The 19,086-nt window shown below is 65.3% G+C and carries 13 protein-coding genes; 2 read left to right on the top strand and 11 right to left on the bottom strand.

Translation table 11 applies throughout. The features are described 5' to 3' along the window. The 5 genes from FB598_RS02870 to FB598_RS02850 all read right to left on the bottom strand — a co-directional run bounded on the left by FB598_RS02870 (position 1) and on the right by FB598_RS02850 (position 10,510). Positions 1 to 1,533, bottom strand: a complete 1,533-nt coding sequence (locus tag FB598_RS02870) for an efflux transporter outer membrane subunit (protein ID WP_141912611.1) — start codon at positions 1,531 to 1,533, stop codon at positions 1 to 3. A 23-nt stretch (positions 1,534 to 1,556) separates the two neighbouring features. Beyond that, positions 1,557 to 4,796 carry an efflux RND transporter permease subunit gene (locus tag FB598_RS02865; RefSeq protein WP_141912609.1) on the bottom strand — a complete coding sequence of 1,080 codons (3,240 nt, stop codon included), beginning with the start codon at positions 4,794 to 4,796 and terminating at the stop codon, positions 1,557 to 1,559. 12 nt (positions 4,797 to 4,808) lie between these two features. After that, on the bottom strand, positions 4,809 to 7,952 hold the full coding sequence (locus FB598_RS02860; protein ID WP_141912607.1) for an MdtB/MuxB family multidrug efflux RND transporter permease subunit: 3,144 nt from the start codon (positions 7,950 to 7,952) through the stop codon (positions 4,809 to 4,811). Positions 7,953 to 7,961: 9 nt separating this feature from the next. Beyond that, positions 7,962 to 9,503 carry an MdtA/MuxA family multidrug efflux RND transporter periplasmic adaptor subunit gene (locus tag FB598_RS02855; RefSeq protein WP_141912605.1) on the bottom strand — a complete coding sequence of 514 codons (1,542 nt, stop codon included), beginning with the start codon at positions 9,501 to 9,503 and terminating at the stop codon, positions 7,962 to 7,964. Positions 9,504 to 9,961: 458 nt separating this feature from the next. Further along, the gene (locus FB598_RS02850; RefSeq protein WP_141912604.1) at positions 9,962 to 10,510 is read right to left on the bottom strand and encodes a Spy/CpxP family protein refolding chaperone; all 549 of its coding nucleotides are present in this window, start codon (positions 10,508 to 10,510) and stop codon (positions 9,962 to 9,964) included. Positions 10,511 to 10,719: 209 nt separating this feature from the next. On the opposite strand from FB598_RS02850, the gene FB598_RS02845 reads away from it, so the two are divergent. Together FB598_RS02845 and FB598_RS02840 are read left to right on the top strand one after the other, a co-directional pair. After that, positions 10,720 to 11,457 carry a response regulator gene (locus FB598_RS02845; RefSeq protein WP_183405758.1) on the top strand — a complete coding sequence of 246 codons (738 nt, stop codon included), beginning with the start codon at positions 10,720 to 10,722 and terminating at the stop codon, positions 11,455 to 11,457. 5 nt (positions 11,458 to 11,462) lie between these two features. Continuing rightward, complete coding sequence (locus FB598_RS02840) at positions 11,463 to 12,830, top strand: ATP-binding protein (protein WP_183405787.1); 1,368 nt, start codon at positions 11,463 to 11,465, stop codon at positions 12,828 to 12,830. A gap of 97 nt (positions 12,831 to 12,927) precedes the next feature. Here the strand turns inward: FB598_RS02840 and trpS are convergent, their stop codons facing one another. The 6 genes from trpS to FB598_RS02810 all read right to left on the bottom strand — a co-directional run bounded on the left by trpS (position 12,928) and on the right by FB598_RS02810 (position 19,008). Further along, positions 12,928 to 13,965, bottom strand: coding sequence for a tryptophan--tRNA ligase (gene trpS / locus FB598_RS02835; RefSeq protein WP_141912598.1), 1,038 nt, complete (start codon positions 13,963 to 13,965; stop codon positions 12,928 to 12,930). Between the two features lie 315 nt (positions 13,966 to 14,280). Further along, on the bottom strand, positions 14,281 to 14,844 hold the full coding sequence (locus FB598_RS02830; protein WP_141912596.1) for a glycine zipper family protein: 564 nt from the start codon (positions 14,842 to 14,844) through the stop codon (positions 14,281 to 14,283). Between the two features lie 86 nt (positions 14,845 to 14,930). Beyond that, complete coding sequence (locus FB598_RS02825) at positions 14,931 to 15,254, bottom strand: hypothetical protein (protein WP_141912594.1); 324 nt, start codon at positions 15,252 to 15,254, stop codon at positions 14,931 to 14,933. A gap of 375 nt (positions 15,255 to 15,629) precedes the next feature. Next, the gene (fumC, locus tag FB598_RS02820; protein ID WP_141912593.1) at positions 15,630 to 17,018 is read right to left on the bottom strand and encodes a class II fumarate hydratase; all 1,389 of its coding nucleotides are present in this window, start codon (positions 17,016 to 17,018) and stop codon (positions 15,630 to 15,632) included. A 316-nt stretch (positions 17,019 to 17,334) separates the two neighbouring features. Next, positions 17,335 to 17,688 carry a DUF3579 domain-containing protein gene (locus FB598_RS02815; RefSeq protein ID WP_141912591.1) on the bottom strand — a complete coding sequence of 118 codons (354 nt, stop codon included), beginning with the start codon at positions 17,686 to 17,688 and terminating at the stop codon, positions 17,335 to 17,337. Between the two features lie 360 nt (positions 17,689 to 18,048). Continuing rightward, a complete protein-coding gene (locus tag FB598_RS02810; protein WP_141912589.1) occupies positions 18,049 to 19,008 on the bottom strand; it encodes a CobD/CbiB family protein in 960 nt (319 codons plus the stop codon). Between the last annotated feature and the right edge of the window lie 78 nt (positions 19,009 to 19,086).

Below are 19,086 nucleotides of genomic sequence, written 5' to 3'. Positions count from 1 at the left end.
TCAACGCAGCGCCGCGTTCTCCTTCAATCCCTTCGCCTTGGCCTCGCTCTGCTCCGCCAGCGGCGCCAGATCGGCCAGGCTGTTTTCATCCCAGCCTCCGCCCAGGGCGGTGGCGAGCAATACGCTGGCCGCCATGCGGCGGTTCAGGATATCCAGCGCGGAGCGCTCGGCCGACAATGCCGTGGCCTGTGCGGTGATCACGTTCACATAGCTGACGGTGCCGGCCTTGTACTGGTTGAGGACCAGCGTCACCGCCTGGCGCGCCGATTGCACGGCTTCGTCCTGCACCGCCGCTTCCTGCTCCAGGATGCGCAGCGCGGCCAGGTTGTCTTCGACAGCCTGGAAGGCGGTCAGCACGGTCTGCTTGTATTGCGCCACCGTGCCGTCATACGCAGCGATGGCCTGGTCGGTGGCGGCGCGGCGCGCGCCGCCGTCGAAGATGCTCTGCGCCAGTTGCGGGCCGAGCGACCATACGCGCCCGGGCAGCGAGAACCAGTCGGCGAAGCTGGAGCTTTGGTAACCGCCCGAAGCCGACAGCGTCAGGCTGGGGAAATACGCCGCCTTGGCCACGCCGATATTGGCATTGGCCGCGGCCACGCGCCGCTCGGCGGCCGCCACGTCGGGGCGGCGCTCCAGCAGCATCGACGGCACGCCCTGCGGGATCGGCGGCGCCACCGCCGTCAGCGGCGCCTTGGGCAACGAGAAGGTCGATGGCGTCTTGCCGACCAGCAGTGCAATGGCGTGCTCCAGCTGGGCGCGCGACACGCCGTTGTCCAGCGCCTGCGCCTGGGCCGACTTCAACTGGCTCTGCGCCTGGATCACGTCCGACTTGGCGGCCACGCCGGCGGCATACTGGTTGAGCGTGAGCTGGTAGGAGCGCTGGTAAGCCTCGACGGTATCGTCCAACAGTTTTTGCTGGGCATCCAGCACGCGCAGTTGCAGGTAATTCTGCGCCAATGCCGCCTGGGCCGACAGGCGCGCCGCGGCCAGATCGGCCGCGCTGGCCTGGGCGCTGGCCTGGCTGGCTTCGACATCGCGCCGCAGCTTGCCCCAGATATCGGCCTCCCACGAGGCATTGAGCGCGAAGGCATACGAATTGCGCACACCGGCGCTGCCGGACGAAGAGGAGGACGAGGACGAACTGCCGGAACGCGAACGCGTGGCCGAGGCCGACGCATCCAGCGTGGGCGAATAGGCGGCGCGCGAACTCTGCACCAATGCCAGGGCGCTACGGAAATTGGCCTCGGCCAGCGCCAGGTTCTGGTTGGAGATATCGACCTGCGCCACCAGCGCGTTGAGTTGCGCATCGCCGAACATTTCCCACCACTTGCCGTCGGCCGTCAGCTCGCGCGGCTGGGCCGGCTTCCAGTTCTGGCCTTCCTTGAAGACGGCCGGCGCCTCGTCCATTTGCGGACGCACATAGTCGGGCCCGACCGAGCAGGCGGCCAGCGAGAAGGAAGCGGCCAGCGCCAGCAGCAGCGGCTTGATGGCCGGAGGCAGTTGGCGGGCGGCGTTGCGTTGTTGCGGTTTCATGCGTTTCTCCATGGCGGCAGCGTTCATGCCGCCGAGGTTTCGGTCTGGTTCTTGTTGCGGCCGAAGCGGCGCTGGCCCCAGGCGCGCAGGCGTTCCATGTACAGGTAGACCACCGGCGTGGTGTAGAGCGTGAGCAACTGGCTCACCACCAGGCCGCCGACGATGGATATGCCCAGCGGCTGGCGCAGCTCGGCGCCGTCGCCATGGCCGATGGCCAATGGGATCGCGCCCAGGAGCGCGGCCATGGTGGTCATCATGATCGGCCGGAAGCGCAGCTTGCAGGCCTCGAAGATGGCGTCGCGCGGGGACATGCCGCGGTTGCGTTCGGCATCCAGCGCGAAGTCGATCATCATGATGGCGTTCTTCTTGACGATGCCGATCAACAGGATCACGCCGATCAGCGCGATCAGGCTGAAATCTGTGCCGGTAAACATCAACGCCAGCAAGGCGCCCACGCCGGCCGACGGCAAGGTGGAGAGAATGGTGATCGGGTGGATCAGGCTTTCATACAGGATGCCCAGCACGATATACACCGCCAGCAAGGCCGTCAGGATCAGGATGGGCTGGCTCGACATCGAGGACTGGAAGGCATTGGCGGTGCCGGAGAAAGCCCCGTGCACATCGGTCGGCACGCCCAGCGTGGCCATGGCGCGCTCGATGGCCTCGGTGGCCTGCGACAGCGAGACGCCCTCGGCCAGGTTGAACGACAGCGTGGAAGCGACGAACTGCCCTTCATGGTTGACCGCCAGCGCCGTGTTGGTCGGCGCGAAACTGGCGAAGGCCGCCAGCGGGATCTGGGTGGACGCCGCGGTCGAAATGGTCTGCGCCAGGCCGGTATTGGCGTTGAGCTTGCCGGAAGCCGACAGCGCCGGCGGCGTCGACAGGGTCGAGGTGGTCGGCGACAGGTTGCTCGATCCGGCCAGGCTGACGTAGGTGTTCTTCAGGATTTCCGGGCTTTGCCAGTACTGCGGCGCCGCCTCCATCACCACGTGGTACTGGTTCATGCCGCTGTAGATGGTCGAGATCTGGCGCTGGCCGAACAGGTCCGACAGCGTCGAGTCGATCAGTTGCGGCGTCACGCCGGCGCGCATGGCGGTTTCGCGGTCGATGGTCAGCGTGGTCTGCAATCCCTTGTCCTGCTGGTCGGTGCTGACGTCCTCCAGCTCCTTCAGGTTGGAAAAGGCCAGACGGATCTTGGGCTCCCAGATGCGCAACAGGTTGAGGTCGTCGGACTTCAGGGTGTATTCGTACTGCGAATCGCTCTGGCGCGCGCCGACGCGGATATCCTGCACCGGCACCAGGAACAGGCTGGCGCCGGCCACGTGGGCCAGCTTCATGCGCAGCCGCCCGATCACGCGGTCGGCCGAGATCTTGCGCTCGGACAGCGGTTTCAGGGTCACGAACATATTGCCGCCGTTGCGCCGCTGGCCGCCGGTGAAGGCCACCACGTCGGCCACGGCCGGGTCTTCCTTGACGATCTCGATGAACTCGTTCAGCTTGACCTTCATCGCCTGGAAGGAAATCGCCTGGTCGCCGCGGATGCCGCCCACCAGGCGGCCGGTATCTTGCTGCGGGAAAAAGCCTTTGGGAATGGCCTTGTAGAGATAGACGTTCAGGGCGATGGTGGCCAGCAAAATCAGCATCATCAGGGGCGCCGCGCGCAGCGCCCAGGCCAGCGAGCGCTCATAGCCCAGCAGCATGTCGTTGAAGATATGCTCGGTCTGGCTGGCGATCTTCTGCAGCAGCGGATGGCGCCGCCGGCGCCGTTCTTCGTCCTGCCGCGGGTCATGACGCAACAGCGCCGCGCACATCATCGGCGTGGTGGTCAGCGACACCACCAGCGACACCAGGATGGCCACCGACAGCGTGATGGCGAACTCGCGGAACAGGCGGCCGACGATGCCTTCCATCAGCAGGATGGGAATGAACACGGCGATCAGCGAGATGCTCATCGACAGCACCGTGAAGCCGACTTCCCTCGCCCCCAGCATGGCGGCCCTGACCGGCTTCATGCCGGCCTCGATGTGGCGCGAAATGTTTTCCAGCACCACGATGGCGTCGTCCACCACGAAACCGGTGGCAATCGTCAGCGCCATCAGCGACAAGTTGTCCAGGCTGAAACCGGCCAGATACATGATGCCGAAGGTGCCGATCAGCGACACCGGAACGGCGACGGCCGGGATCAGCGTGGCGCGCACATTGCGCAGGAACAGGAACACCACCATGATCACCAGCGCCACCGACAGCATCAGGGTGAACTCGGTCTCCTTGAGCGAGGCGCGGATGGTGGGCGTGCGGTCCATCACCACCTTCATGTCGATGGCGGCGGGAATCGATGCCTGCAATTGCGGCAGCAGTTCCTTGACGCTGTCGACGGTGTCGATGATGTTGGCGCCGGGCTGGCGGTTGACGATCACCAGCACCGACGGCTTGCCGTTGGCTGAGCCGGCGTTGCGCACGTCGGCCACCGAGTCGCGCACCTCGGCCACGTCGCGCACGCGCACCGGCGTGCCGTTGCGGTAGGACACGATCAGCGGCGCATATTCGGCGGCGGTCTTGGCCTGGTCGTTGGCGTAGATCTGCCAGTTGCGTTCGCCATCTTCCAGGATGCCCTTGGGCCGGTTGGCATTGGTGGCGGCCACCGCGGTGCGCACGTCGGCGCTGCCGATGCCGTACTTGTTCAACGCCGTCGGGTTCAGCTCGATACGCACCGCCGGCTGCGAGCTGCCGCCCACGCTGACCTGCCCCACTCCGCGCACCTGCGACAATTTCTGCGCCACGATGCTGTCGGCGGCGTCGTACATCTGGCCCTGGGTCAGGGTGTCCGAGGTCAGCGCCAGGATCATGATCGGGGCGTCGGCCGGGTTCACCTTGCGGTAGGTCGGATTGCTCGGCATGCCGGTGGGCAGCAGGTTGCGCGCCGCGTTGAGCGCCGCCTGCACGTCGCGCGCGGCGCCGTCGATGTCGCGGCTGAGGTCGAACTGCAGCGTGATGCGGGTCGAGTTCTGCGAACTGGTCGAGGTCATCTCGGTCACGCCCGCGATCGAGCCCATGGCCCGCTCCAACGGCGTAGCCACGGTCGCGGCCATGGTTTCCGGGCTGGCGCCGGGCATCGATGCCGAGATCGAGATGGTCGGGTAATCCACCTGCGGCAGCGGCGACACCGGCAGCAGGCGGAACGCCACCATGCCCGACAGCGCGACGCCGATCGTCAGCAAGGTAGTGGCGATGGGCCGCCGGATGAAAGGGAGCGAGATGTTCATGGCGCTCCGGATCTACACGGCCGGCGGCAGCGATGGCGCCTTGCCGTCATGGTCGTCGTCATGGCCCGGCTCCTGCTGGCCGAAGCGCTTGCGCAGGCGGCGCGCCAGGCGGTCGAACGCGAGGTAGATCACCGGCGTGGTGAACAGCGTGAGCACCTGCGACACCAGCAAGCCGCCGACCATGGTGATGCCCAGCGGCTGGCGCAGCTCGGAGCCGACGCCGGTGCCCAGCATCAGCGGCAGCGCGCCCAGCAAGGCCGCCATGGTGGTCATCAGGATCGGACGGAAACGCAGCAGGCAGGCCTGGTAGATCGCCTCGCGCGGGCTCTTGCCTTCATGCCGCTCGGCCTCCAGCGCGAAGTCGATCATCATGATGGCGTTTTTCTTGACGATGCCAATCAGCAGGATGATGCCGATGATGCCGATGATGCCCAGGTCGGTGCGGGAAATCATCAGCGACAGCAGCGCCCCCACCCCGGCCGACGGCAGCGTCGAGAGGATGGTGATCGGGTGGATGTAGCTTTCATACAGCACGCCCAGCACGATGTACATGGTCACCACCGCCGCCAGGATCAGCCACAGCGTATTGGACAATGAGGCCTGGAACGCCAGCGCCGCGCCCTGGAAATTGGTCACGGTGGAATCCGGCATGCCGATCTCGGCCTCGGCCGCCTTGATGGCCTTGACCGCCTCGCCCAGCGAGGCGCCCGGCGCCAGGTTGAACGAAATGGTCGCGGCCGGGAACTGGCCGATATGGTTGACCACCAGCGGCGCGGTGCGCTCCGTGACGGTGGCGATCGACGACAGCGGCACCTGGTTGCCGCTGGATGTCACCAGGTAGATGCTGCCCAGCGCCGACGGGCCGAGCTGGAACTCCGGCTTGACCTCCATCACCACGCGGTACTGGTTCGATTGCGTGTAGATGGTGGAAATGAGACGCTGGCCGAACGCGTTGTACAGGGCATTGTCGATGGCGGCGGTAGTGATGCCCAGGCGCGACGCCGCGTCGCGGTCGATCTCGACATAGGCTTGCAAACCCTTGTCCTGCAAGTTGGTGGCGACGTCGGCCAGTTCGGGCGCCTGTTGCAGGCGTCCGATCAGCTTGGGCACCCAGGCGCTGAGCGTGTCCGGGTCGGCGTCTTCCAGCGTGAACTGGTATTGCGTGCGCGAGACGCTGTCTTCAATGGTCAGGTCCTGCACCGGCTGCATGTAGAGCGTCACGCCCGGCACCTGCCTGGCCAGCGTGGGCTGCAGGCGGCGGATCACGTCGGCGGCGGAAACGTCGCGCTCCCCGTGCGGCTTCAGGTTGATCAGCATGCGGCCGCTGTTCAGGGTGGCATTGGTGCCATCCACGCCGATGAAGGACGACAGGCTTTCCACCGCCGGGTCTTCCAGCACCACCTTGGCCAGGGCTTGCTGCTTTTCGCCCATGGCGCCGAACGACACCGATTGCGAGGCTTCGGAAATGCCCTGGATCACCCCGGTGTCCTGCTGCGGGAAAAAGCCCTTGGGGATGAACACATACAGCAGCACCGTCAGCGCCAGCGTGCCGAGGGCGACCAGCAGCGTCAGGCGCTGGCGGTTCAGCACCCACTCCAGCATCACGCCGTAGCGCGCGATCACGCGGTCGAAGAACAGCTGGCTCTTGTGGTAGAACCAGCCCTGCTCTTCTTCCGGCTGGTGGCGCAACAGGCGCGCGCACATCATGGGCGTGAGCGTGAGCGACACCACCGCCGAGATCAGGATGGACACCGCCAGCGTGACGGCGAATTCATGGAACAGCCGCCCTACCACGTCGCCCATGAACAGCAGCGGGATCAGCACCGCGATCAGCGAGAAGGTCAGGGAGATGATGGTGAAGCCGATCTGCTCGGCGCCCTTCAGGGCCGCCTGCATGGGCTTCATGCCCTCTTCGATGTAGCGCGAGATGTTCTCGATCATCACGATGGCGTCGTCGACCACGAAGCCGGTGGCAATCGTCAGCGCCATCAGCGTCAGGTTGTTGATCGAGAAGCCGGCGATATACATCACCGCAAAGGTGCCCACCAGCGACAGCGGCACCGCCACGCTGGGAATGATGGTGGCCGGGACATTGCGCAGGAACACGAAGATCACCATCACCACCAGCATCACCGACAGCATCAGCTCGAACTTCACGTCCGCCACCGAGGCGCGGATGGTGGTGGTGCGGTCGGTCAGGATGTGCACGTCGATCGCGCCGGGCAGGCTGGCCTGCAGCTGCGGCAGGATCTTCTTGATGCTGTCGACCACCGAGATCACGTTGGCGCCGGGCTGGCGCTGGATATTGACGATCACCGCCGGCTGGGCGTTGGCCCAGGCGCCCAGGCGCACGTTCTCGGCGCCGTCGACCACGTCGGCCACGTCGGAGACGCGGATCGGCGCGCCGTTCTTGTAGGCGATGATCAGGTTGCGGTACTCGTCGGCCGAACGCAACTGGTCGTTGGCGTCGATGGTGGAGGCGCGCGCGGGGCCGTCGAAGCTGCCCTTGGCCTGGTTGACGTTGGCGTTGCCGATGGCGGTGCGCATGTCGTCCAGGTTCAGGCCCAGCGCGGCGATGGCGCGCGGGTTCAGCTGCAGGCGCACCGCCGGGCGCTGGCCGCCCGACAGGCTGACCAGGCCGACCCCGGAGAGCTGCGAGATCTTTTGCGCCAGGCGGGTATCGATCAGGTCCTGCACCTTGGGCAGCGGCATGGTCTTGGAGGTGACCGCCAGCGTGATGATGGGCGTGTCGGCCGGATTGACCTTGCTGTAGACCGGCGGCATCGGCAGGTCGGACGGCAGCAGGTTGCCGCCGGCATTGATCGCCGCCTGCACTTCCTGCTCGGCGATGTCGAGGCTGAGATCGAGGTTGAACTGCAGCGTGATGACCGACGCCCCGCCCGAGCTGGTGGACGACATCTGCTTCAAGCCGGGCATCTGGCCGAACTGGCGTTCCAGCGGCGCGGTGACCGAAGACGTCATCACGTCCGGGCTGGCGCCGGGATAGAGCGTGGTGACCTGGATGGTCGGGTAATCGACTTCCGGCAAGGCCGACACCGGCAATTGCCGGTAGGCGACGATGCCCACCAGCAGGATCGCCAGCATCAACAGCGATGTGGCGACCGGCCGCAGGATGAACTGGCGGGATGGATTCATGCGGGCGCCTTATTTGCTGCCGTTATTGCCGTTGCCGCCGGCGGCTTCGCGCTGGCGGCGCAACTCCATCATCTTCTGGCGGCGCTGGTCTTCGGGCAGCTTCTTGATCTCTTCGCCGAACTCGCCGGCGTCGATGCGCTTGTTGAGTTCTGCCCAGCGCTTCTGGCGCTCTTCTACCGACATGTCGCCTGGCCCGCCCGGCTGACCGCCCTGGCCCTGGTTACTCTTGCCGTGGCGGCGCGCATTCGGGTTTTCCGCGGTCAGCTTGTTGGTCGGATCGTCGGCGCTGCCGCGCATCACGGCTTCCACCTTGGCGCCTTCGCGCAGGCGGTCGATGCCGTCGATCACCACGGTCTCGCCGGCGGCCACGCCATCGGTGACCGCGGTCACGTCGCCCTGCACCGCGCCGGTCTTGATGTTGCGCACGGTGACGGTATTGTCGTCCTTGACCACATACACGAACAGGCCCTTGGAACCGCGCTGGATCGCCGCGCTGGGGATCACGGTGGCGCCCTCTTCGGTGCTGAGCAGCAAGCGGATATTGACGAACTGGTTGGGGAACAGCGCGTAGTCGGTGTTGGGGAACTGCGCCTTCAACTTGACCGTGCCGGTGGTGGCGTCGACCTGGTTATCGATGGTCAGCAGCATGCCGTCGGCGAGCTTTTTCTTTTGCTCGCGGTCCCAGGCCTCGGTGGGCAGCTTGCGCCCGCTTTGCAGCTGGCGCAGCACGCTGGGAATATTGTCTTCCGGGATGCTGAAGATGGCGGTGATCGGCTGCAACTGGGTGATGATCACCAGGCCGTTGGTATCGCCGGTGGTGATGTTGTTGCCGACGTCGGCCTGCCTCAGGCCGAGGCGGCCGCTGATGGGCGCCGTCACGCGCGCGAACGACAATTGCAGCCGGGCGCTGGCCAGCGCGCCCTCATCGGTCTTGACCGCGCCTTCGTATTGCTTGACCAGCGAGGCTTGCGTGTCGACCTGCTGGCTGGCGATGGAATCCTGCGCCAGCAGGGTCTGGTAGCGCTTCAGGTCGAGCCGGGCCGAATTGAGCAAGGCGCGGTCGCGCGCCAGTTGGCCTTCGGCCTGGGTCACCGCCACCTGGAACGTGCGCGGGTCGATCTCGGCCAGCAGGTCGCCGGCCTTGACCAGTTGGCCTTCCTTGTAATGCAGCTTCAGCAGTTGGCCATCCACGCGGGCGCGCACGGTCGCGGTGGCCATCGGCGTCACAGAACCCAGGCCATTGAGGTAGATGTCGACGTTCTGCACCCTGGCCTTGGCCCCCCCTACCGGCATGGTCTGGGCCCCGGGGCCGCCGCCGCGCGGCCCGCCCGGGCCCGGACGGGCGCCGGGGCTCATCCCCATAGCGGCCATCTGCGCCGTATCGGTCTTTTTCTTGGTCCAGTACTTGTAACCGGCGCCGGCGACGATCGCCAGCACGATGACCCAGAACCACCAACGCCGCAGGATGCTGCCCCCGGATGGCGGCCGGCTGCCTTGTGGCGGGGTGGGATTGGAAGGGGATGGCTGCCCGGAATTTGCTGTGTTTGTCATGTGATGAAAACCAACCTACTGATCGCGGAGGAAAGTCCCGGCCAGAGCGCCCGTGCGGACGCCCTGGCTTGAAAGTCGCAAAGGACACGGGATGAGGGCCTGGCCATGGCCGGCCTGGCCCTCATCCGGTGTACTCCGCCACGGCGCATGCGGCGCCATGAACCGGGCAAGAATATTGCATTGCAGGCAATGCGCCGGCATACCGCCCGCCTGCCGTGCACAGCCGTTGCGGGTGGCTCGCAGTGTACCCAGCAAACGGCCGGCGCGCCACGAATAACAGACGCCCAAATACCCGCCAAATGCGCGGCTGGGGGCCGACATGCAAAAGCCTTGCGGTTGGCGCCGCAAGGCTTTTGCCGGGGTCACCGGCCCGGAAAACCTTCCGGGCGCGGCGACCAGGCTTCACGCGGCCCTGCCGCACGGCACGGCGCACCTCACTTCACACCTCACTTCACACCTCACTTGGCTGCCGGTGCGGTTGCGTCGGGCGCCGGCTTGCCGCCGTGGTCGCCGCGATGCAAGGAGCCCTTGCGCTCATGCTGCATGCGCTCGAAGTGATGACGTTCCATCTTGGCGAACTCCGTATCGAAGGTCTTTTGCTGTTCCGGCGACAAGGCGGCGTAGAACTCCTTGGTGGCCGCGATGCGCTGCTCAGCGAAGGCTTCGCGCTTGCGCATGAACTCCAGCTTCTTGTCCAGGCGTTCAGGCGTGGTCAGCTTGGCGAACTCTTCCTTGCTCGGACGCGCGGCCGGGTCGAACGGGGCCGGCTGGGTCTTGTCCAGGAACAGCTTCCAGGCGGCTTCCTGGGAAGCGGTGATCTTCAGCTTGTCGTGCAGCTCGGCCTGGCGCTTGGCGCGCATCTGCTCGAACCTGGCGATTTGCTCGGCGCTGGGAGCGCGGCCGTGCTGGCCTTCCGGCGGCGGGACCTGGGCGAATGCCGCCACGGTCACTGCGCTGATGCTCGCTGCGGCGATGCCGGCCAGGATGCGGGTCTTGAAATTCGACATGATTTACTCCTTTGTGATGTCGTGCTGTCTTTGCACGGTTCCCATTAAACCGGCCGCGTGTATCGCCAATTTTTCCCCTGTGGCGTCATTTGTATCGTTTTGTATATCGGCAAGCCGCCGAAGTATCGTTTTATGTCGGCGCCTACCCTTGTTAAGAGGCGATACAAATCGCCGCTCCACGGCCTGGCAAGTTCGGCATAATCCCATTCATGGATACAAATACTCACATTCTCATCGTCGACGACGACCGCGACATTCGCACCTTGCTGGCCGAATACCTGGACAGCAACGGCCTGCGCACGCTGACCGCCACCAATGGCGCCGAGATGCGCAAGACGCTGGAAGAGTCCCGGATCGACCTGATCGTGCTCGACCTGACCCTGCCGGGCGAGGACGGGCTGACCCTGTGCCGCAACCTGCGCGCCACGTCGAACGTGCCGGTGATCATGCTGACCGCGCGCGGCGAGCCGCTGGACCGCATCCTGGGACTGGAGATGGGCGCCGACGATTACCTGGCCAAGCCCTTCGAGCCGCGCGAACTGTTCGCCCGCATCCGCAGCGTGCTGCGCCGCACGCAGGCGCTGCCGCCCAACATGGCGCAGCCGGACGCGGCGGCCATGCGCTTTGCCCACTGGACGCTGGACCTGACCGCGCGCCACCTGGTGAACCGGGATGGCGTGGTGGTGGCGCTGTCGGGCGCCGAGTTCCGCCTGCTCAAGGTATTCCTCGACCATCCCAACCGCGTGCTCAACCGCGACCAGTTGCTGGAGCTGACCCAGGGCCGCGAGTCCGACCCGTTCGATCGCTCGGTGGATATCCAGATCAGCCGCCTGCGCCAGAAACTGGGCGACGACGCCCGCACGCCGGCGATCATCAAGACCGTGCGCAACGAAGGCTACGTGCTGGCCACAGCCGTGACGGCGGAAGGCGCGGGCCGCGCGCCATGAAGGGATTGAAGGATTTCGCCGGCTCCATCGGCAACCGCATCTTCGTGCTGCTGCTGGCCGGGATCGTGGTGGCCATCGCCGCCACCACCTGGCTGGCGTCCAACGAGCGCAAGAGTTCGCTGCGCGAACTGCGCTTCCAGCATCTGGCCGAGCGCATCGAGCAGCTGGTACAGGCGGTCGACGATATTCCGGCCGAGCAGCGCCCCATCGTGTTGCAAGCCGCCGCCAACTTCGGCTTCGAAGCGAATATCGTGGGCGACATGAACGACGCGGCTGGCGCCAATGCCAGCACCGGCCCGGTGATCGACATCCTGCAGGCGCGGCTGGGCAGCGAGCGCAAGATCGCGGTGCAGCGCGAGACCGAATGCGCTTCGCCCTACCGGGCCGAAGCCCCGCATCGTGAAATCTGCCGCGTAGTCTACGTGAGCCTGCACGACCACAGCCTGCTGCGGCTGCGCCTGCACCAGCCGGGCGAACCGCCGGTCATGCGTGGCCGCAGCGGCCCGTATGGGCTGCAATACATCGCGCTGTTCCTGATCCTCATCGCCATCCTGGCCTACCTGGTGGCGCGCATGGCGACCCGCCCGATCCGCAAGCTGGCGCAGGCGGCGGCCGAACTGGGGCGCGACATCGACCATCCGCCGCTGCCGGAAACCGGCCCCAGCGAGATCCGCCAGGCAGCGCATGCCTTCAATGCGATGCAGGCGCGCATCCGGCGCCAGATCCAGCACCGCACCCACATGCTGGCCGCCATCACGCACGACCTGCAAACGCCGCTGACGCGCCTGCGCCTGCGGCTGGAAAAGGTCGCCGATCCCGAACTGCAGCAACGGCTGATCGACGATCTTGCGGTCATGCACGGCATGGTGCGCGAGGGCCTGGACCTGGCGCGCAGCATGGACTCGTCGGAAAAGATACAGGCGCTGGATATCGACTCGCTGCTCGACAGCGTCTGCGCCGACGCCGCCGATGCCGGGCAGGACGTGACGCTGCAAGGCAGCACCCGCGCCTTCGTCATGGCGCAACCGGGCGCCCTGCGCCGCTGCCTGACCAACCTGCTCGACAATGCCTGCAAATACGGCCAGTTGGCGCGGGTATCGGTCTCGCTGGAACAGCAGAAGATCGCCATCCGCATCCGCGACCAGGGTCCCGGCATTCCGGAAGCGGAACTGGAATCGGTGTTCGAACCCTTCTACCGCCTGGAGGCGTCGCGCTCGCGCGACACCGGCGGTACCGGACTGGGGCTGACGATTGCGCTCAACATCGTCGAGAACCATCATGGTTCGCTGAAGCTGCGCAATCTGGCCGAAAGCGGGCTGGAGGCGCTGCTGGAACTGCCGGTGATGCCGGCCGGGAAACCCCGCATCAACTGACGCCGCCGGCAGAAAAAGGGAAAAGGAAAAACGCAAAAGGCGCATCCCTTGCAAGGGGATGCGCCTTTTTCAATGGCAGCGGACAATCCGGCCGATATCAGCCGAAGTAGTTCAAGCCCAGCGCCGCATTGACTTCCGACATGGTCTGCGCCGCCACCGCGCTGGCGCGCTCGGTGCCGCGCTTCAACATCGCCAGCACTTCGCCTCGATCCCTGGCGAAATGTTCGCGGCGGGTGCGGATCGGCTCCAGCATTTCTTGCAGGATGCCTTCCAGGCGGCGCTTGACCACGCTGTCGCCGAGGCCGCCGCGGGTGTAGTGCGCCTTCAGTTCTTCCACCGCGGCGCGGTCGGGATCGAAGGCATCGAGGAACATGAACACCACGTTGCCCTCGACCTGGCCCGGATCGTCCACCCGCAGATGGTTGGGGTCGGTGTACATGCGATGCACGGCCTGCTTGATCTCGGCCGGGGTGGCGCCCAGCGCGATCGAGTTGCCCAGCGACTTGCTCATCTTGGCCTTGCCGTCGATGCCCGGCAGGCGCGCCGTTTCCGACAGCACTTCCTTGCACTCCACCAGCACTTCACGGCCGACGGTGGCGTTGAATTTGCGCACCAGCTCGTTGGTCTGCTCGATCATGGGCAACTGGTCGCCGCCCACCGGCACCAGTTGGCCCTTGAAGGCGGTGATGTCGGCGGCCTGGCTGACCGGATAGGTCAGGAAGCCGGCCGGGATGTCGCGCTCGAAGCCGCGCAGGCGAATCTCTTCCTTGATGGTGGGGTTGCGCTCCAGGCGCGACACCGTCACCAGGTTCAGCAGCACCATCGACAGTTCGTACAGTTCGCGCACCTGCGACTGGATGAAGATGGTCGACTTTTCCGGGTCGATGCCGACGGCGAGGTAATCCAGCGCCACTTCCAGCACGTTGTCGGTGACCTTCTGGTGGCGGCCGACGTTGTCGGTCATGGCCTGGGTGTCGGCCAGCAGCAGGAACTGGTTGGCGGTTTCCTGCAGCGCCACGCGCGACTTGAGCGAGCCGATGTAATGGCCGAGGTGCAGCGGGCCGGTGGGACGGTCGCCGGTGAGGACGGTGGGACGTGCGGCTGGAGCGTTGGATGCGGGGGCGTTCGAAGACATGGACATTCCTGGTCAAATCGATTATCTGGAATGCCGCCGGTCCGAAGCGTAAAAACAATGCCGCCGGAACCGGCGGCATCACATTGTCAAACTGTGTGAAAACGGGCCGCCTGGGTCAGGCGCGCCACCAATGCTGGATTTTCGCAAGCTGGATTCGGGAAAACATGGCAGCGAGTATAGCATTGCCGGCGCCCCATGTTGCGCCGCACCGGCTGCCCGTACCGAAAAAAACGGCCGCCCAGGATGCCGCCGCCGGATATTCCGGCAATAAAAAACCGCATCCGGGGATGCGGTTTTCAGAATGGCCGGGATGGTTCAGTATGCGCCCGGCGGCGGCCCGTAGTACACCGGCGCGGGCCCGTAATACCCCGGAGGGGGCGGCGGCGCGTAATAGTAATAGCGGCGCGGATGATAGACATAGGCGGTAGCCTGGCGCTGGCTCTCGACCTGGTTGCCCTTGCTGTACATGCATTGGGTATAGGTCATGTCGTAGCGCTGCTGCATCGAATAGTTGCCGCCGGCGGCCGCATTGCTGCCCGCGGCGCTGCCCACCAGCAAGCCGCCGCCGGCGCCGATGGCCGCACCGGCGCCGGCATTGCCCGACGCCGCGCCTACCAATGCGCCGGCCACGGCGCCGACGGCAGTGCCCACGGCGGCGCTGTTGACCGTATTGTTCTGGGTCTGCTGCGCCTGGCCGCCAATGGCTTCCTGCGCGTATTGCTGGCACTGCATCTGGTCGGCGCGGAACTGTTCATAGCTCTTGTCCTTGCCCGGCATGGCCATGACCGACGGGCCGGTCGGCACGCTGACGCAACCGCCCAGCGCCAGCAAGGCACCGATGGCGGTGGCCGTTGTGGCTGTCTTGTAGATGGGTTTCACGATATGTCCTCGATGTTTCCTGGATGTTTCCTGTTTCGCCGGCGGCGGCGTGGCACGGCAAGCTCCGCTCCGGATCCGCGCCGCGGTTATTGTGGCGGCGCGCCCGGAGTGCCTGGCGTGTTGGGCACCACTTTCATCCAGTTGCTGGGGCAGCTCTGGACGTAGGGGTAGTAAGCCTTCGATTCCGGGCAGTAATACCAGTAATCCTGGCGCGGCTGCTCGATGTAGACCGGCGGAGGCGCGCGTTCGATATAGACCGGCGGGGGATAGTAGACCGGCGGCGGCACCCATATCGGCCCGCCGATCACCACGCCGCCATAAAAACGGGGATGCGCATAAGTCGCCGCGCTGGCCATCAGGCCGGCCACGGCAAGCGCGCCACACATTCCGATTGCCGCTAACTTTTTCATTGTTCGCCTCTGCGAATTACCACCCTCCGGCCGCGCCTGCGGCCGGTCTCCTGTCGCGCCTTGCCTGCATTTCCTACCTGCAGCTTTTTCCTCAATCCCGGCAATCCCACGCCAGGCCTGCCTGCAAGCGCATCGGGCGCATGAAAGCAATATACGCCGCGCTCCGCCGGAAAACCTGAGTTGTTTCAATTCGTAACCCAAATAAATATTGCTATACATAAGGCTGCAAGGTCTTTGCAATCGGGGCCCTGGATGGTCGCTGCGAGGATGACAACGGGATGGCTGGAATTGGGGCACACGGGCTCCGGAAAAGGAAGCGGGGCATGGACGCCATCGCCCATGCCCCGCTCATGCCATGCTTGCCGGCCGGGAAGATCAGCCCGGCCGGGTCATCTCTTCCGGCTTGATCCACTCGGCGAATTGCTGCTCGGTCACATAGCCCAGCGCCAGGGCGGCTTGCTTGAGGGTGGTGCCGTCGTGGTGAGCCTGCTTGGCGATCTTGGCGGCCTTGTCGTAGCCGATGTGCGGCGCCAGCGCGGTCACCAGCATCAGCGAACGCTCCATCAGGTCGGCGATGCGTTCGCGGTTGGCTTCGATGCCGCGCGCGCAGTGCTCCTCGAAGCTGGCCATGCCGTCGGCCAGCAGGCGCACGCTTTGCAGGAAGTTATGGATGATCACCGGCTTGAAGACGTTGAGCTCGAAGTTGCCGGATGCGCCGCCGATATTGAGCGCGACGTCGTTGCCGAACACCTGGGCGCACAGCATGGTCAGCGCTTCGCATTGGGTCGGGTTGACCTTGCCGGGCATGATGGAGCTGCCCGGCTCGTTTTCCGGAATGGTGATTTCGCCCAGGCCCGAGCGCGGGCCGGAAGCCAGCCAGCGAACATCGTTGGCGATCTTCATCAACGCCGCCGCCAATGTTTTGAGGCCGCCGTGGGCCGCCACCAGCGCATCATGCCCGGCCAGCGCGGCGAACTTGTTGGGCGCGGTCTTGAACGGGAAGCCGAAATGCCTGGCCAGCTCCGCTGCGACGCGCTCGCCGAATTCGGGATGGGCGTTCAGGCCGGTGCCCACCGCGGTGCCGCCGGCGGCCAGCTCGGACACGCCGTTGAGCGTGGCGATGATGGCCGCTTCGGCATGCGCCAGTTGGGCCACATAGCCGGAGAATTCCTGTCCCAGCGTCAACGGTGTGGCGTCCTGCAAGTGGGTGCGGCCGATCTTGACCACGTCGGCGAATTTGGCGGATTTTTCTTCCAGGGTGGCGCGCAGCTTGTGCAGCGAGGGGATCAGGTGCGCCGCCACCGCCATGCAGGCCGCCACATGCATGGCCGTCGGGAAGATGTCGTTGGACGACTGGGCGCGGTTGACGTCGTCGTTGGGGTGGATCAGGCGTTCTTCGCCGCGCACGCCGCCCAGGATTTCCGAGGCGCGGTTGGCCAGCACTTCGTTCATGTTCATGTTGCTCTGGGTGCCGGAACCGGTCTGCCAGACCGACAGCGGGAACTCCAACGGATGCTTGCCGGCGATGACTTCGTCGGCGGCGGCGATGATGGCGTCCGCCTTCTTGCCATCGAGCTTGCCCAGGTCGCGGTTGACGCTGGCGCAGGCGCGCTTGACCGCCGCCAGCGCCACGATCAGCTCGGCCGGCATGCGTTCGGTGGAAATGCGGAAGTGATGCAGCGAGCGTTCGGTCTGTGCGCCCCATAGCCTGTCGTCCGGGACTTCGATCAGGCCAAAGGTATCGCGCTCCATGCGGTGTTTCATGATGCTTCTTCTCCGTAAGTATGGGAAGCCACCCGGACAGGCGGCGCAAGCGGGTGCGCGCCTCCTCCCGAAACAGCTTCCGAAGGCCGGGAACGGCCCGATAACCCCGTACGGCTCTGGCTAAGCACTGGCTGAGCAATATGAGATGCTGAAACCGACACCGCGCGGCATGGCCGGGCGGGATATTCAAACGTTCTTAGTTTAGCTGCTGGCGGGGCCGTCTGCAGGAAGCAGCGGCGGGAAGTGCTGGCGGTTCTGGTGCTGGGATTCTGATACTGTGGCGGCGCGCCCCGGCGCCGTTGCCATGCAAGCGGGCTTATGCGCCCGGCTTGCCGCCTGCGGGAGGATCGGGCAGGACACAGGCGTCGAGCACCTGCAGGTCATTGTCCTTGGCGAAGTTGACGACGAAGTGGTAGGCCAGCGGATCGAGATCGCGCAGCGCCTGGTTGACCGCCACGGAGCGGATGCCGTTGATCATCGTCGGCAACACGTAGGGAGAGTACTTCAGGTGGGCATTGCGCCCGCCCGAACCTTCAGGGCGGAAGCACGACATCACGCCGCACAGCCGTTCCGCCCAGTCGCTGGGACGAAACTGCCTGCCATCCGAGGTTTGCCCGAGAATGATGAATTCTTGCGCCGGCGCGTTGGAGGGTTTGATGGGATCAGCCATACGTGCAGTTCTTCTAAAGCGCTTGCAACCGAATGCCCTTGTCCTGTTGGGACCGGAGCCCTGAGTTCCGAGGTGCCTTCGCAATCGATGCGTGGGTGCCTGCGGCTGTATGTATTATATCTTATAGAAGACCTGGCTTCTACCGGTCTTCCGTCCCGCCCGGCCTCCCTGCCGCTGATTGCCGCCTGCCGCCGCTTGCGGCCCTTCCTGTTGCCGGGCCACAGCCTTTGTCCAGCCTGCATGCAATGCCAGGCGGCAAGTTTCCCCTCTCGTGCGAAAACGGAAGTATACCGGCATGCGCAGCCATGCGCCAAAAAACAAGCGGGCCTGAGCCCGCTTGCTTGTCCATCCCGAGGGGCGTCAGCCCATCCACACCGCCACCGACAGCAGCAGCAGCAGGAACATCCACAGCAGCAAAGCGCGCCAGACCAGGCCCACCGTACTTTGCAGCGTGCGCGGGGACGGCGTATCGCCGGGCAGGCCATCGGTTTCTTCCGGCAAGGTGTCGACCGTGGTGGCGTCGACCGGCAGGACGATGCCGGCCGCAGCTTCCTTGGCGGTGCCGAAGCGCACGCCCATCGCGCCGCCGCCTGCGGCCAGGATGATGCCGGCCGCCTCATCGTCCCAGCGGCTGGCGAAGTTGCGCCAGGCGTAGATCGCGTCCTCGAAGTTGCCCACCACGGCGAATGCGGCCGCGGTCAGGCGCGCCGGGATCCAGTCGATCCAATAGAAGGCGCGCGCGGCGAAACGGCCAAAGGCCTCGTATTTCATATGATCGGGCTCGTTCCAGGCGCGCGACAGGTATTCGGAGACGCGGTACATCACTGCCAGTGCGGGGCCGGCCGGCATCAGGAACCAGAAGAACACGCCGAACACATGGCGATGCGTGGTGATCAGCGCGCGCTCGGCGGCGATGCGGGAGATTTCGCTCACATCCATGCCGGCGGTGTCCTGCTTGGTCCATTCGGCCAGCAGCGCGCGCGCCGTCATTTCATCGCCGCCGTTCAATGCCAGCTGGATCGAGGTGAAGTAATGGCTGTAGTGGCGAAAACCCAGCGTCAGGTAGACGATCAGCACGTTCCATGCGAACGCCGCAATCGGGCTGATGTGCAGGCACAGCCAGTAGATGAGCGCGGCGGGAACGGTCAATGCGCCGACCATTACCGCCCAGCCGAGCCGGCCGTGGTGCGCGTGGCCGGCATTGAACCACCCCTCTATGCTGCCGGCGAAGGACTTGATCGATGCATAAATCGGATTATCCGCACGCAGTGGTTTGAGTTGTTCGATTAACAGCGCAAAGAGAATGGAGAGGAATGTCATCAAGCGGCCTTAGGTGTCTCTATAGCCAGTACGATAGCGCAGTGCATGATGGGAATCAAACAATTGATTCGCCCGTAG

This window comes from Herbaspirillum sp. SJZ106 (assembly GCF_006715495.1).
Taxonomy (GTDB): Bacteria; Pseudomonadota; Gammaproteobacteria; order Burkholderiales; family Burkholderiaceae_D; genus Herbaspirillum.
Note: the sequence above shows the minus strand (reverse complement) of the source record. Positions and strands in the feature narration are given on the sequence as shown.